Raw genomic sequence first — 14282 nt, forward strand, 5'->3', positions numbered from 1 at the left:
CCTCAAACGCCGGAGGGGCTGAATCTGTCCGGCCGGGGCTTGGAATTTCAGCCCGTCCGGCGTTTGAGGACGAGGCCGCAAGGCCGACAGCGGGTCCCTGGGGGCGCAGCCCCCAGGGACGGGACGGGTAGGGGCGGCGGGGGCGACCTCACTCGCCCAGGAGCCGCCGCAACCACGCCAACCGCGCCCCCACCGTCGCCTGGGAAACCGCGGCCTGCGGCGCGAACCCCTCGTAACCGTGAAAGCCACCGGCCCACACATGCAGCTCGGCGACACCCCCGGCCTGCCAGATCCGCGAGGCATAGGCGACCGTCTCGTCCCGGAAGGTCTCCGCGGACCCGACGTCCAGGAGGGCGGGCGGCAGGCCGGACAGGTCCTCGGCCCGCGCCGGAGACGCGTACGGGGACACGTCCGGGCCCCCACGCAGACCGCCCAGCAGCGCCGTCCACCCGGTCTCGTTGGACGCGCGGTCCCACACACCGAGCCCCGCCATCTGGTGGGCCGACGGCGTGTCGTTCCGGTCGTCGAGCATCGGGCACATCAGCATCTGCCCGAGCGGCCGAGGCCCCCCGCGGTCGCGGGCCAGCAGGGCCAGCGCCGCCGTCAGACCGCCACCCGCGCTGGCCCCCGCGATGACGATCCGCTCGGGATCGCCGCCGATCTCCTTGGCGTGCTCCGCGGTCCACAGCAGACCGGCGTAGACGTCCTCGACCGGCGCAGGATGCGGATGCTCCGGCGCCAGCCGGTACTCCACGGACACCACGACCGCGTCCAGCTCCCGCGCCCAGTCCAGGACCAGGTCGACGCCGATCCTGTTGTTGCCGAGGATCATCCCGCCACCGTGGGTGTGGTAGATCACCGGCCGCCCGCCGCCGGACCCGGCCGGACGGCAGATCAGCAGCGAGATGTCCGGCGCGCCCCGCGGCCCCGGCACCGCCCGGTCCTCGACCTCGAAGAACCCCTCACGGCTCAGCGACTCCTCGGGCAGGTCCAGGAGGGCCAGGCCCTGGCGCAGCTCGGCGATCCCGTCGAGGGTGAAGGACGAGGGCAGCGACTCGGCGAGCACCTCCAGGGCGGCGGCGAGCTCGGGGTCGAACGGCGGCGGGGTCGCGGTCATGGGGTTCTCCTCACGGGCGTGCCGAGCCGGCGACTCGTACGGCCCCATGGTCCGCACACCGGACCCGCCCCCGCAGTCCGCCGTACGGCGGCACCTGCCCGCCAGTCGGCGGGTGCACCGTACAGGGCCACAGGGGCAGGCCGCGCGCCTGCGGCCTGCCCCTGTGGCGCTTCAGCCCATCAGCCCTTCGCGGTAGCCGCCTCCGCTCGCATCATCACGCAGTCGAACTCGACCACGCGACCCGTGCTCTCCTCCCGCGTGACCGGATACATCCCGGTGATCCCGAACCCGCTGCCCTCGTACACGGCGATGGCCTCGCTCATCTCCGGGCTGCCCTCGTACAACCGCAGCGCGGCGACCTCCGACTGCAGGCCCACGAAGTCCGCGATCCGCTCGCCGCCGCCCGCGAAGACCTCCAGGTCGAACCCCTGGGTGTCCATCTTGAGGTAGGGCCGGGGGTCCGCGATGCCGTCCAGGGCCTTCTCGATCACCCCGTCGAGCCGCCGGATCTCGATCTCCTCCGTCTGCGACTTCGCGAACCGCTTGTAGCGGCCCCGGCCGTAGTCGCTCGGCGGCAGCAGCGAGTTCATCGAGTTCCACCCGGTGTGGATGGACTGCGTGGTCTCCTCACGCCCCAGGGCGAAGTGGTGCACCTGCCACTCGGGGTCGTCCGCCGCGGCCCGTTCCAGGCGGGCGAAGGCGTCCGCGGTGGGCTCGAAGGAGACGATCCGGCCGGTGTAGCCGAACCGGCGCAGCCGCTTGGCGTACTGGCCGGCGTTGGCCCCGACGTCGAACACGCAGTTCACCTCGTAGGCCGCCAGCATGCCGGCCACGTGCTGGGCGCACAGGTACTCACCGGCCGCCAGCTGGAACCGGCGCTCGTCCGCTTTCGCGTCCTCGGTCATCAGCAGGTGCGCACCGGTGTCGCCGAGCCGGACATCGGTCCACTTGCCTGGCGTCTGCGCGGCCTTGTGGGCCTTCTTGTCGAGGACCACCCACGTGCCCTTGCCGGCGCGGGTCACGGAGTACCGGCCGGTGCCCCTGGCGAGCAGGTCGGCGCCCGGCTGCAGCGGGATCCGGGCGTGCCCGCCGCGCCGGGAGACCACGGCCGTTCCCGGGCCGAGGTCGGTCACCTGCACACCCAGCCGGGGCATCACCTTGAGCAGTCTTCTGTAAAGCGTCTCCATCCGCCCACCCTTGCAGAGATGGCGCGAAACGGGTGCACGCTTGAACGAATTCAAGCCGCGGGTCGCTCGCTAGCCGCACGGTTCGCGTACCGCGTCCGCGGCGACGGGCCGACTGCGGGAGACGACGCGCATACCGCGCTCGTCGACCACGCGGACCTGGAGCGAGCCGCATCCGCAGCGGGTCCACACGGTGTGGCCCGCGGCCGTGACATGCCGCGACACGACCTGGAAGGGCTCGGCGCGGTCGGGCCAGCCGCAGTGCGGGCAGGCTCCGGCCATCGTGCTGGTCATGGCAACTCCTCGTGAGTCGGGAAGGGGGACCGTCGCGACACAACCAGGGTGGGCCGAGGCCGTCGTACACGTCTAGGTTGACTTTCTGGACTTCATCTTGAAGCGTGGGCTTCATGATTGACCTGCGCCGACTGCACGTCCTGAGGGCGGTCGCCCACTACGGCACGGTCACCGCGGCCGCCCGCGCCCTGCACTTCACGACGTCCGCCGCCTCGCAACAGATCCGCCAGCTCGCCCGTGACCTGGACGTCGACCTGCTGGAGCCGCAGGGCCGCGGGGTCCGGCTCACTCCGGCGGCACAGAGCCTGCTCGCGCACGCCGACGCCATCCAGGCCCGCTGGGAACAGGCGGAGCTCGACCTGCGCGCCGACCACGGGTCCCCGGCCGGCGTCCTGCGCACGAGCGGATTCCCCGTCGCCGTCTCGGTGCTCCTCGCCCCGGCGGCGGCCCGCCTGCGTGCCCTCCACCCGCGCCTGTCCGTAAGGATCCAGGAGGCGGGCGTACCGGAGAGCTTCGATCTGCTCTTCGAGGGGGAGATCGACCTGGCGGTCGTCGAGGCGACCCCGCAGAACCCGCCGCTCGCCGACGAGCGTTTCGACCAACAGCCGCTCCTGGACGACCCGTTCGACCTGGTCGTCCCCGAGGACCACCCCCTCGCGGGCCGCGAGCGCGTCGACCTCGCGGACGCGGCGCACGAGGACTGGATCGCCCCGGTGCCCGAAAGCCCCTGCCGCCCCCACGTGATGTCGGCGTGCGGCGGCGCCGGTTTCAGCCCCAACGTCGTGCACCACGCGCTGGACTGGAACGTCACGGCCCACCTCGTCGCCCACCGGCTCGGCGTCGCGCTCATCCCGCGCCTCGCCCAACTGACGCCTCATCTGCCCATCACCCGCGTCGGCTGTACCGGCGACCCGCACCGCAAATTGCTCACGTGTACACGTGGCGGCGCCGCCCAACGCCCCGCCGTCGTCGCGGTGTTGCGGGAGTTGCGTATGGTGGCACACACGGCCGTCGCGTGACCGTCCCGTGAGGGACAGGTCCCTGCGGCAGCCGTCGCCTGCCCGGCACCGCCCCAACTCCCCGCCCGAACGCCCGTCACAGCTTCTGCAAAGATGCGTACGTCATGGTCCAGATACCGAACCAGCCCGCCCCGCCGTCGCCCGCACAGCGATCCGTGCCGACAAGTGCCGATGTGGCGCGCCTTGCGGGTGTCTCACGCGCGACCGTCAGCTACGTCCTCAACAACACCAGCGCCGTCCGGATCAGCGAGCCCACCCGCCGCCGTGTCCACGACGCCGCGAAGGAACTCGGATACGTGCCGCACGCGGCCGCCCGCAGCCTGCGCGCCGGACACAGCCGCCTGGTGCTGATGCCCGCTCCGCACGTTCCCGCGAACCCGCTGTACAGCGCGTTCATCTACGAGGTCCAGTGGGCGCTCAGCCGGCTCGACTACACCGTCGTCCAGTACGGCAGCATCGGCCTCCACGGCGACGAGGCTGCCCGCGCCTGGGCCGAACTGCGCCCGGTCGCGGTGATCGTGCCCGGCGCCGGACTCGGCCCGAAGGGGGTGGCCGTCCTCAAGCGGTCCGGCGCCCGTGCCGTCGTCACCATGGGACCCGAGCCCGTCGAGGGCGCGCACGGGATGCTCCTGGACCACCACGAGGTCGGACGCGTCGCGGGCGCCCACCTGGTGGCCCGCGGGCGCCGCCGCATCGGTGTGGTCGTGCCCGCGGAGCGCGGACTGAGCATCTACTCCGGCCCCAGACTCGACGGCGTGCGGCAGGCGGTACAGGACACCGACGCCACGGTGACCGAGCTGCCGCTCGCGTACGAGGAGAAGGCCGCGGCCGAGCTCGCCGGGCGCTGGCGATCCCTCGGCCTGGACGCCGTGTTCGGGTACAACGACGAGTACGCGATGCTGCTGACGCGTGCCTTGCAGGACGAGGGCATCACCGTCCCCGACCAGACGGCCGTGATCGGCGCCGACGACCTCATGCTCGGCCGGCTGTTGCGGCCCCGTCTGAGCACCGTCCACATGGAGTTGCCCGCCGGGCGCGACCTCGCGGACCTTGTGGACCGGGTGGTCCGCGATCCCGGTGGGGTGCCCGAGACGAACCAGGTGCTCGGGTTCCGGGTGGAGCACCGGGAGTCGAGCTGACGGGACGGGGCGCGAGCCGAGCCGCACCGCGCGGGATTCACACAACTCCTCGACAGATACGCGGAGTTGTGTGTCGATCGGGTGTGGCGGGCGACACGTTTCTCCTACGACAGGGCTAGGATGTTGCACGCTCAACAAGATGGGGACGTCTTCGACCACCGGCTTCGGCTCGCGCGGCTTCGGCTCGCGCGGCCGCGGCCGATCACGGCGTCCCGCCACGCGGCCGCCGAACCGGCCGCCAACTACACGGGACTCCCGCTCGCGCCGTGAGCCCCCGGGTGCGAGCCCGGTCCGTGCGGCGGGAGTCGTCAGCCCCCGGTGATCAGTAACGATCGGAGCGCCGTATGCCGCTGCTCGACCCGAAGACCTGGCAGTCCCGCACCCTGTCGGGAGGTGAGCACGCCGTCACGGAGCCCGCGACCGGCGAGACGCTCGCCACCGTCACGCTGGCCTCCGCCGACGACGTGGCGACGGCCACGCGGGAGGCCCGGGCCGCACAGGCCGAATGGGCCCGCACCCCGCACTTCGTCCGCGCCGGTGTGCTGCGCAAGGCGGGCGACCTGTTCACCGCGCACGCCGAGGAACTGCGCGACTGGATCGTGCGGGAGTCCGGCTCCATACCGGGCAAGGCGGAGTTCGAGCTGCACGTCGCGGCCCAGGAGTGCTACGAGGCGGCCGCGCTGGCCTCACGCCCGGCCGGCCAGATACTGCCCTCCGAGGCACCCCGGCTGTCGTACACGCGCCGTGTGGCGGTCGGCGTGGTCGGCGTGATCTCCCCGTTCAACGCCCCGCTGATCCTGTCCATCCGCTCCGTCGCCCCGGCCCTCGCCCTCGGCAACGGCGTCGTCCTGAAGCCGGACCCGCGCACCGCGGTCTGCGGCGGACTCTCCCTGGCCGCGGTCCTCGCGGAGGCGGGGCTGCCCGAGGGACTGCTGCACGTGCTGCCCGGCGGCCCGGAGGCGGGCCAGGCGCTGGTCGCGGACCCGCTGGTGCCCGTCATCTCCTTCACCGGATCGACGGCCGCCGGACGCGCGGTCGGCGAGGCCGCGGGCCGCCATCTCAAGCGGGCGCACCTGGAGTTGGGCGGGAACTCCGCGCTCGTCGTGCTGGAGGACGCCGACATCGACGCGGTGATCTCCACGGCCGCCTGGGGGTCGTTCTTCCACCAGGGCCAGATCTGCATGACGACGGGCCGCCACCTCGTCCACGCCTCGCTCTACGAGGAGTACGTCGAGCGGCTCGCGGCCAAGGCCGACTCGCTCGCCGTCGGCGACCCGTACCGCGAGCAGGTGCACCTCGGCCCCATCATCGACGACAACCAGCTCGCCAAGATCCGGGGCCTGGTGGACTCCAGCACGGCACGCGGAGCCAAGCTCGCGGCGGGCGGCACCCACGAGCGGCTGTTCTACCGGCCGACCGTCCTCGCCGGGGTCGACGACACCACCCCCGCGTACGCCGAGGAGGTGTTCGGCCCGGTCGCGCCCGTACGGTCCTTCAGGGACGCCGACGCCGCCGCCGCCCTCGCCGCCGACGGCCCGTACGGACTGTCGCTGGGCATCGTCACCCGCGACACCGCACGTGGCCTCGACCTGGCGGAGCGCATCCCGACCGGCATCGTCCACATCAACGACCAGACCGTCAACGACGAGGCCGTCGCGCCCTTCGGCGGGATCGCCGCCTCCGGCACCGGCGCCCGCTTCGGCGGTGATGCCAATCTGGAGGCCTTCACCGAGCTGCGCTGGACGACGGTGCGCGGAGACGTGGCGGCGTACCCGTTCTAGGCCGCCGGCCCCATCGGGTCCAGTGGCCTGGGGGACCTACTGGACCTGGCCGTTGCCCTCGGCCTGGGCCTGCTGCTCGGCGACGGCCTTGCGGACCTCGTCCATGTCCAGGTTCCGAGCCTGCCCGATGACGTCCGTCAGTGCGGACTCGGGCAGCGCGCCCGGCTGCGCGAACACGGCGACCCGGTCACGGACGATCATCAGCGTCGGGATCGACTGGACACCGAAGGCCTGGGCCAGCTCCGGCTGGGCCTCGGTGTCCACCTTCCCGAACACCAGGTCCGGGTTGTCCTCGGCGGCCTTCTCGTAGACAGGCGCGAACTGGGTGCACGGCCCGCACCAGGACGCCCAGAAGTCGATCAGGACGAATTCGTTGTCCGTGACCGTCTGGTCGAAGTTCTCCTTGGTGAGCTCCACGGTGCTGCTCATCGTGTGTATCCCTCTCCTGGTATTGAGGCTCGGGCAAGCCGCTGTCGACAACGCCGCCCTACGGTGGCGTATTCCGCGCGCGTACCCGTGTGGCCACGGCGCACACCACCAACCAGACTGACCTCATGACGGACACGGAATCCGCAGAAGACACTGCATCCATCACGTACGACGTCGTGGTCCTCGGTGCCGGGCCGGTGGGGGAGAACGTCGCCGACCGCACCCGCGCGGCCGGCCTGTCCACGGCGGTCGTGGAGAGCGAACTCGTCGGCGGCGAGTGCTCGTACTGGGCGTGCGTGCCCAGCAAGGCCCTGCTGCGCCCGGCCATCGCCCGCTCGGAGGCCCGCCGCGTACCCGGTCTGCGTCATCTGGCGCAGGGCCCTCTCGACGCGGCGGAGGTCCTCGCCCACCGCGACTACGAGACCTCGCACTGGAAGGACGACGGCCAGGTCCGGTGGCTGGAGAGCATCGGTGCCGTCCTCCACCGGGGACGCGGGCGCCTCGACGGCCCCCGCCGGGTCACGGTCGACGGCCCGGACGGCACCCGCCAGGTGCTGACCGCCCGGCACGCCGTCGCCGTGTGCACCGGCAGCCGCGCCCTCCTGCCCGACCTGCCGGGTCTGGACGAGGTGCGGCCGTGGACGAGTCGTGAGGCCACCAGCGCGCGGGCCGTGCCCGGCAGGCTGGTGGTGGTCGGCGGTGGTGTCGTGGCCGTGGAGATGGCGACGGCCTGGCAGGCCCTCGGCTCCCAGGTCACCGTCCTCGTCCGCGGCAAGGGCCTGCTGCCCCGCATGGAGCCCTTCGCCGGGGAACTGGTCGCCGAGTCGCTCACCGAAGCGGGCGCGGACGTCCGCATGGGTACGTCGATCGAGTCGGTCACCCGCGAGAACGGAACCGTCGTGGTGCGCACCGACGCCGGTGACCGCGTCGAGGCCGACGAGATCCTCTTCGCCACCGGGCGAGCCCCGCGTACGGACGACATCGGCCTCGACACGGTCGGCCTGGAGCCGGGCTCCTGGCTGCCGGTCGACGACAGCCTCCGCGTCACGGAGAGCGAATGGCTGTACGGGGTCGGCGACGTCAACCACCGCGCGCTCCTCACCCACCAGGGCAAGTACCAGGCCCGGGTCGCGGGCGCCGCCATCGCCGCCCGCGCGGCCGGCGTCCCCCTCCTGGAGACCGATCCCTGGGGCGCCCACGCCGCCACCGCCGACCACGCCGCCGTACCGCAGGTCGTCTTCACCGACCCGGAGGCCGCGGCCGTGGGCCTCTCCCTCGCCGAGGCCGAACAGGCCGGTCACCGGGTCCGCGCCGTGGACGTCGACATCGCGTCGGCCTCCGGAGCCGGCCTCTACGCCGACGGCTACCGCGGCCGCGCCCGTATGGTCGTCGACCTGGAGGAGGAGATCCTGCGCGGCGTCACCTTCGTCGGCCCCGGCGTCGGTGAACTGATCCACTCGGCGTCGGTCGCGGTCGCCGGCCAGGTTCCGATCAGCCGCCTCTGGCACGCGGTCCCGTCCTTCCCGACGATCAGCGAGGTCTGGCTGCGGCTGCTGGAGACGTTCCGGGACACCTGAGCCGGCCCGATGACGGGGAGGGCCCGTCAGCCGGGCAGCATGAAGCCGAGGGCCTGAGCCGCCCGGTGCGGCACCGGCTCGTTCCAGAGGTCGGCCATGGCCTGGTTCGAGGACAGGGAGCGCAGCTCGGCGCGGTCGAGATAGAGCGTGCCGCCCAGATGGTCCGTCTCGTGCTGCACGATGCGGGCGGGCCATCCGGAGAACTCCTCGTCCACCGCGCGGCCGTGTTCGTCCAGCCCCGTGAGCCGTACGCGGGCGGGCCGGGCCACCACGGCCTGCCAGCCCGGCACGCTCAGACAGCCCTCGAAGAACGCGGCGCGCTCGGTGCCCACGGCCTCGTACTCCGGATTGACCAGGACGCGGAACGGCTGCGGCACCCGGCCGCGCGCGAGCCGCACCTCCTCGGGCACCGGCGCCGGGTCCTCGATGACCGCGATCCGCAGCCCCACCCCGACCTGCGGCGCGGCGAGCCCGACACCGGGCGCGGCGTGCATGGTCGCGCGCAGGGCGACGACGAAGCGGATGAGGAGCGCCGGATCCAGCTGGCCGTCGAAGGGTTCGGCCGGCCGGCGCAGCACCGGGTCGCCCGCGGCGACGATCGGCAGCGGTCCTTCGTGGGAGAGGAGCTCCTCGACCCGGTCACGGAGCGGGAGGGAGGTCGGACGGTCGCTCTCTGATGCCATCGCGCCAGCATGACAAGACGCGTCGCGCGATGTGGGGCGGATCGGCCGGAAGAGGTACAGACCACACTTGGCCCGGAGTGCCGACCTGGGTGTGATGCGCACCACATAAACGGCCGGGAACTCAAGGCCCCCTCGCTCCGACTACTGGACCGCAACAACGTTCCCTTCCTCCCCGGAGTAGCCCGCCGATGTCCACCGCTCCCACGACCGAGACGGGCGAGTCCCCGAAACCCGTCCCCGCCGCCCCGGAACCCCGTGCCGCCGCCCTCAGGACACTCAAGCCGCTCGTGCTGCGGCTGCACTTCTACGCCGGCGTCCTCGTCGCCCCGTTCCTGCTGGTCGCCGCTCTGACCGGCCTGCTGTACGCGGCCTCCTTCCAGGCCGAGAAGATCGTGTACGCGGACGAGCTGACCGTCCCCGTGGGTGACCGCAAGCTGCCGATCTCCGAGCAGGTGGCCGCCGCCCGCAAGGCCCACCCCGAGGGCACGATCTCCGCCGTACGGGTGTCGCCGGAGGACGACGCCACGACCAGGGTGCTGCTGTCCGGAGTCCCCGGCGTCGACGAGACCCACACGCTCGCGGTGTTCGTCGACCCGTACACCGCCAAGGTGCGCGGCTCGCTCGAACAGTACGGATCGACGGGCGCGCTGCCCCTGCGGACGTGGATCGACGAGTTCCACCGGGATCTGCACCTCGGGGAGAACGGCCGCCTCTACAGCGAACTCGCCGCCAGCTGGCTGTGGGTGATCGCGGCCGGCGGAATCGCGCTGTGGTTCGGCCGTCGCAAGGCGCAGCGCAAGGTGCGCGGCACGAGCGGTCGGCGCCGCACCCTCGGTCTGCACGGCACCGTCGGCGTGTGGGCGGCCGCCGGGTTCTTCTTCCTTTCCGCGACGGGGTTGACCTGGTCCGCGTACGCCGGAGCCAACATCGACACCCTGCGCACCTCGCTCGGCCAGGCGACCCCGGCGATCTCGGCGGCCGCGGGCGACCACGCGGGCCACGGTGACGGTGCGGAGGCGTCCGGCAAGCCGACCGAGGGCGACCTCGACAAGATCCTCGCCGCCGCCCGCTCCGAGGGTCTCGGCGACCCCGTGGAGATCGTGCCGCCCGCCGACGCGTCATCGGGGTACGTCGTACGGCAGATCCAGCGCAGCTGGCCCTCGAAGCAGGACGCGGTGGCCGTGGACCCGGCGACCAACGAGGTCACGGACACCATCCGGTTCGCCGACTTCCCCGTGCTGGCCAAGCTCACCCGCTGGGGCATCGACGCCCACACCGGCGTCCTGTTCGGCCTGGTCAACCAGCTCGTCCTGATGGCCGTGGCGCTCTCGCTGATCCTCCTCATCCTGTGGGGCTACCGCATGTGGTGGCAGCGCGGCCGCGGCTCGGCCTTCGGCCGCCCGATCCCGCGCGGCGCCTGGCAGCAGGTGCCTCCGCAGATCCTGGTCCCGGCGTTGGCGGTCATCGCCGTCCTCGGCTACTTCGTGCCGCTCCTGGGCATTCCGCTGGCGGCCTTCATCGTGGTGGACGTCGTGCTCGGTGAGATCGCGTACCGGAAGGGCAAGCGGACGTACGCGCAGTGACGTACGCGCAGGGGCTTCAGTCCCTGAAGTCGCCGGCGAGGGCGGAGGCGATGCGCAGGTGCGACTCCGCCTCCTCGTGCCGCCCCTGCCGCTCAAGGGTGCGCCCCAGCATCAGCCGGGCGTAGTGCTCCACCGGATCACGCTCGACGATCAGGCGCAACTCGGCCTCCGCACGGCGCAGTTGGGCCGAGTGGTAGTACGCGCGAGCCAGCAGCAGCCGGGGGCCGGTCTGCTCCGGCACCTCGTCGACCAGTCCGCCGAGGGTCCGCGCCGCGGCTGTGTAGTCCTTGGCCTCGAAGAACATCCGCGCCCGCTCCCAGCGCTCCGCGGCCGTCCCGTGGTCGTAGTACGTCGTGTCCACTCGTGACCTCCTTCGCGCCCTACAACCCCACGGGGCAGTTGAACATTCCACAACCTGCCCCCAGAACACCACGCCCGGCGCAGTGGGCCACGTGTGCGGTGTCAGGGCGGGCCGCAGCCAAACGCCCCGCCCCCTCCGCACACAGGTATGGACTGACGAGGAGGGTGTGACGGGTCTAGGTTGAGCACATGAGCAATCTTGATCGCGAGGCCGTGCCCGCGGTGTGCGGTGGCCGGGGATTCGTGGTGGCCGAACCGGTGCGCGAACTCCTCAGCCCCCGTCGGGTGCGGCTCGGCGAGTCCACCGAGGTTCGCCGCCTGCTGCCCAATCTGGGCCGCCGCATGGTGGGTGCGTGGTGCTTCGTCGATCACTACGGGCCCGACGACATCGCCGACGAGCCCGGTATGCAGGTCCCACCGCACCCGCACATGGGCCTGCAGACCGTCAGCTGGCTGCACGAGGGCGAGGTGCTGCACCGCGACTCCACGGGCAGCCTCCAGACGATCCGCCCGCGCGAGCTGGGCCTGATGACCTCCGGCCGGGCCATCAGCCACTCCGAGGAGAGCCCCAGGTCGCACGCCCGCTTCCTGCACGGCGCCCAGTTGTGGGTCGCTCTGCCGGACGGTCACCGCCACACCGACCCGCACTTCGAGCACCACGCCGAACTGCCGGTCGTCACGGCACCGGGCCTCAGGGCCACCATGATCCTGGGCACCGTCGACGGCGCGAGTTCGCCCGGCACGACGTACACCCCGATCGTCGGCGCCGACCTGTCCCTCACCCGCGGCGCCGACGTACGCCTCCCGCTGGAGCCGGATTTCGAGTACGCCGTCCTCTGCATGTCCGGCGAGACCCATGTCGACGGCGTCGCCGTCCTCCCCGGCTCCATGCTCTACCTCGGCTGCGGCCGCACCGAACTCCCGCTCCGCGCCGAGTCGGACGCGGGCCTGATGCTCCTCGGCGGTGAGCCCTTCGAGGAGGAGCTGATCATGTGGTGGAACTTCATCGGCAGATCCCAAGACGACATCGCCCAGGCCCGTTCGGACTGGATGACCGGGGCGCGGTTCGGTGAGGTGAAGGGCTACGACGGGTCTCCGCTGTCGGCTCCCGAACTGCCGCCTGTGCCGCTCAAGCCACGGGGAAGGGTGCGCTGATCAGCGGGAATTTGGAGTGACGGCCGCTCGGGTCGTTTGACTACCGCGACTTGCCTGCCCGCCCCTTGCACACTGGGCGGCGTCCCGCGCCACGGCCTCCCTCGGTCTCGCCGACGCCGTCCAGGATTCCCATGTGTGGTCATCTGTAGGCGCCTTTAGCCAACCTAATGCTGACTCAATGCTGACTCAGGTCTTGGCAAGCCCCCTCGGGGGCGGGCCAGCAGCCCCACAGGGGTGTGGCGTTTGTAGAAACCGAACAAGGTCGGCTGGTTGGGCGGCTGTGGATCTGCAGCCGCCAGGTCGGCATTGCCGACTCGCCCGACGTCGTGTATCAGCAGATTTTTGGTCTGCTGGTGGTACAGCGGCTGTGCGTCGCTGACCATCGACAATAGCGACCTGCGGGACTTCGGCAGGCTAGCTGGCCCGTGCATGGTCCGGATCTTGGACGATGCGGTCTCTCGGGCTGGGTCCTTGCTTGGATGCCACCTCGACTCCTGTGCTACCTGGTGGCCTGGTCGAAAAGCGCTACTCCTCGAAGCCAGATAAGGGTTCCGCCCTGTTGCATTGCTCGTGCCCGGTTGACGTTGACACCGTTTGGCACTGCTCTCTGCAGCCCCTCCTGGCAGGGTCAATCCGCTGGACAAGCACTCCAACCGTGTCTCTCCGAGTCCCGCCGTTTCCCGCCGCGGCCGACGATGTCGCGTCGTCGCCCGTCGCTGTCTCCGGCCTGCTCATCTGCTACGCGTGACCCTGCTGATGGCGGGCAGCTGTCTGCCTATCCTCGGGGCGGTGCTGATCGCCCCCGTGCTGCCGACGATGCAGGACCATTTCGATGCGACCCCGGGGCCAAGGCGCTGGTGCCTCTCGCGCTGACCGTTCCGGCGCTGGCGCTGCCGACTCCGTTCGCCGGGGTGATCGTCGACCGGCTGGGGAGCAAGCGGCTGCTGATCGTGGCGACTCTCCTGTACGCCGTGTTCGGAACAGCCTCGCTCTATCCGGACTCCCTGGGCGCCATCATCGCCGGCCGTGCCCTGGTCGGCGTCGTAAAACCGCCATCATGACGTGCTGCACCACCCTGATCGGCGACTTCTACAGCGGTACGGGGCGGGTGAAGTGCCTCGCCCTGCAGGCCATGTGCGCATCCGCGTCGGCCACCGTCTTCTTCACGATCGGCGGTGCCGCCGGATCCGCCGGCTGGCGTGTGCCCTTCTGGGTCTACGCGGTGAGTCCGGTGCTCGCCCCGCTGATGGCGGCCGCTCTGCCCACCCCGGCGGCCCGCGCGGCTGCCGTCGGGTTCCCGGTCGAGGCGGAGACCCGCCGCCCGTTTCCCGGGCGGCGGATGGCGGGCGTCTGCGCCCTCACCTTCTTCGGCGCGCCGGTCATCTACACCGTCCCCGTCGAGATGCCGTACCTGCTCAATGACCTCGGCGATGGAGAACTCCGGTGTCATCGGTCTGTCCACCGCGATCGCAAGCGCGGCCACCGTGGGCGGAGCCATCGCCTTCGCCCGGCTGAAGCGCTCCCCGGACCCGATGCTGCCCGCCGTTCTCGCGCTCTGCGCGGCCGGCTTCGGGGTGATGTTCCTGGCGGGCAACGCTTCGCTGCTGGTCGTCGGAGCCATCATCGACTGCGTGGGCAGGCCTGCTGCTGCCTGCCCTCCTCACCAGCGCCATGTCGCACCTGGCGTTCGAGGACCGTGGCCGCGGTACGGGGCTGTGGATGGCGGCCTTCTTCGGCGGCGAGTTCGTCTGCCCGCTCGTACTGCCGGCCGTGGAGCCGGCGGTCGGCAGCCTCGTCGGCGCGGTGGGCGTGCTCGGGCCGGTCGCCGCCCTCGTCGCAGCCGGTCCGGTGGCAGCCCGCCGCCGTGCGGGCGTCCTCGATCCCCGGCCGCTGCCGGAGCAGTTGGCCTGACGGCATCGCTCCGCCGCGACTGCCACGATGCGCCGTCGTGCCCCTGCGTG

At 71.8% G+C, this 14282-nt stretch carries 12 protein-coding genes and 2 pseudogenes; 8 read left to right on the top strand and 6 right to left on the bottom strand.

From position 1 onward, the window contains the following. Positions 1-148: 148 nt before the first annotated feature. The 3 genes from FNH08_RS13845 to FNH08_RS13855 form a co-directional block, all read right to left on the bottom strand. Complete coding sequence (locus FNH08_RS13845; protein WP_152771784.1) at positions 149-1117, bottom strand: alpha/beta hydrolase; 969 nt, start codon at positions 1115-1117, stop codon at positions 149-151. A 179-nt stretch (positions 1118-1296) separates the two neighbouring features. Beyond that, positions 1297-2304, bottom strand: coding sequence for an FkbM family methyltransferase (locus FNH08_RS13850; protein ID WP_152771785.1), 1008 nt, complete (start codon positions 2302-2304; stop codon positions 1297-1299). A 69-nt stretch (positions 2305-2373) separates the two neighbouring features. Beyond that, entirely contained in the window at positions 2374-2595 is a 222-nt protein-coding gene (locus FNH08_RS13855; RefSeq protein WP_152771786.1) for a hypothetical protein, read from the bottom strand. A gap of 113 nt (positions 2596-2708) precedes the next feature. Between FNH08_RS13855 and FNH08_RS13860 the strand changes: the two genes are divergently transcribed. From FNH08_RS13860 to FNH08_RS13875, 4 genes and pseudogenes are all read left to right on the top strand, one after another. Continuing rightward, a complete protein-coding gene (locus FNH08_RS13860) occupies positions 2709-3614 on the top strand; it encodes a LysR family transcriptional regulator (protein WP_152771787.1) in 906 nt (301 codons plus the stop codon). 104 nt (positions 3615-3718) lie between these two features. Continuing rightward, the gene (locus FNH08_RS13865; protein WP_152771788.1) at positions 3719-4753 is read left to right on the top strand and encodes a LacI family DNA-binding transcriptional regulator; all 1035 of its coding nucleotides are present in this window, start codon (positions 3719-3721) and stop codon (positions 4751-4753) included. 9 nt (positions 4754-4762) lie between these two features. Beyond that, a pseudogene (locus FNH08_RS51865) lies at positions 4763-5023 on the top strand (4-hydroxybenzoate 3-monooxygenase); the annotation flags it as partial. 74 nt (positions 5024-5097) lie between these two features. Continuing rightward, a complete protein-coding gene (locus tag FNH08_RS13875) occupies positions 5098-6534 on the top strand; it encodes a benzaldehyde dehydrogenase (RefSeq protein WP_152771789.1) in 1437 nt (478 codons plus the stop codon). 36 nt (positions 6535-6570) lie between these two features. Here FNH08_RS13875 and trxA read toward each other — a convergent pair whose 3' ends face one another. After that, positions 6571-6963, bottom strand: a complete 393-nt coding sequence (trxA, locus tag FNH08_RS13880; protein WP_152771790.1) for a thioredoxin — start codon at positions 6961-6963, stop codon at positions 6571-6573. Between the two features lie 125 nt (positions 6964-7088). On the opposite strand from trxA, the gene FNH08_RS13885 reads away from it, so the two are divergent. Beyond that, positions 7089-8540, top strand: coding sequence for a dihydrolipoyl dehydrogenase family protein (locus FNH08_RS13885; RefSeq protein ID WP_152771791.1), 1452 nt, complete (start codon positions 7089-7091; stop codon positions 8538-8540). 26 nt (positions 8541-8566) lie between these two features. Here the strand turns inward: FNH08_RS13885 and FNH08_RS13890 are convergent, their stop codons facing one another. Beyond that, the gene (locus FNH08_RS13890) at positions 8567-9223 is read right to left on the bottom strand and encodes a peptide deformylase (RefSeq protein WP_152771792.1); all 657 of its coding nucleotides are present in this window, start codon (positions 9221-9223) and stop codon (positions 8567-8569) included. A 188-nt stretch (positions 9224-9411) separates the two neighbouring features. Between FNH08_RS13890 and FNH08_RS13895 the strand changes: the two genes are divergently transcribed. Beyond that, positions 9412-10806: a PepSY-associated TM helix domain-containing protein gene (locus FNH08_RS13895; protein WP_152771793.1), complete on the top strand. Its 1395-nt coding sequence runs from the start codon at positions 9412-9414 to the stop codon at positions 10804-10806. A 16-nt stretch (positions 10807-10822) separates the two neighbouring features. Here the strand turns inward: FNH08_RS13895 and FNH08_RS13900 are convergent, their stop codons facing one another. Further along, positions 10823-11167 carry a tetratricopeptide repeat protein gene (locus tag FNH08_RS13900; protein WP_322724436.1) on the bottom strand — a complete coding sequence of 115 codons (345 nt, stop codon included), beginning with the start codon at positions 11165-11167 and terminating at the stop codon, positions 10823-10825. A gap of 188 nt (positions 11168-11355) precedes the next feature. On the opposite strand from FNH08_RS13900, the gene FNH08_RS13905 reads away from it, so the two are divergent. Next, positions 11356-12321 (top strand): pirin family protein, encoded by a 966-nt coding sequence (locus FNH08_RS13905; RefSeq protein ID WP_152771794.1) that lies wholly within the window; start codon positions 11356-11358, stop codon positions 12319-12321. Between the two features lie 655 nt (positions 12322-12976). Next, positions 12977-14232 (top strand): annotated as a pseudogene (locus FNH08_RS13910) (MFS transporter). The last annotated feature ends 50 nt before the right edge of the window (positions 14233-14282 follow it).

Origin of the sequence: Streptomyces spongiae (assembly GCF_009377185.1) — a bacterium.
Classification (GTDB): Bacteria; Actinomycetota; Actinomycetes; order Streptomycetales; family Streptomycetaceae; genus Streptomyces; species Streptomyces spongiae.

Coding starts and splice junctions, on each gene's coding strand:
- FNH08_RS13845 (WP_152771784.1), bottom strand. CDS start 1,117: ATGACCGCGACCCCGCCGCCGTTCGACCCCGAGCTCGCCGCCGCCCTG.
- FNH08_RS13885 (WP_152771791.1), top strand. CDS start 7,089: ATGACGGACACGGAATCCGCAGAAGACACTGCATCCATCACGTACGAC.
- FNH08_RS13855 (WP_152771786.1), bottom strand. CDS start 2,595: ATGACCAGCACGATGGCCGGAGCCTGCCCGCACTGCGGCTGGCCCGAC.
- FNH08_RS13890 (WP_152771792.1), bottom strand. CDS start 9,223: ATGGCATCAGAGAGCGACCGTCCGACCTCCCTCCCGCTCCGTGACCGG.
- trxA (WP_152771790.1), bottom strand. CDS start 6,963: ATGAGCAGCACCGTGGAGCTCACCAAGGAGAACTTCGACCAGACGGTC.
- FNH08_RS13905 (WP_152771794.1), top strand. CDS start 11,356: ATGAGCAATCTTGATCGCGAGGCCGTGCCCGCGGTGTGCGGTGGCCGG.
- FNH08_RS13860 (WP_152771787.1), top strand. CDS start 2,709: ATGATTGACCTGCGCCGACTGCACGTCCTGAGGGCGGTCGCCCACTAC.
- FNH08_RS13850 (WP_152771785.1), bottom strand. CDS start 2,304: ATGGAGACGCTTTACAGAAGACTGCTCAAGGTGATGCCCCGGCTGGGT.
- FNH08_RS13875 (WP_152771789.1), top strand. CDS start 5,098: ATGCCGCTGCTCGACCCGAAGACCTGGCAGTCCCGCACCCTGTCGGGA.
- FNH08_RS13895 (WP_152771793.1), top strand. CDS start 9,412: ATGTCCACCGCTCCCACGACCGAGACGGGCGAGTCCCCGAAACCCGTC.
- FNH08_RS13865 (WP_152771788.1), top strand. CDS start 3,719: ATGGTCCAGATACCGAACCAGCCCGCCCCGCCGTCGCCCGCACAGCGA.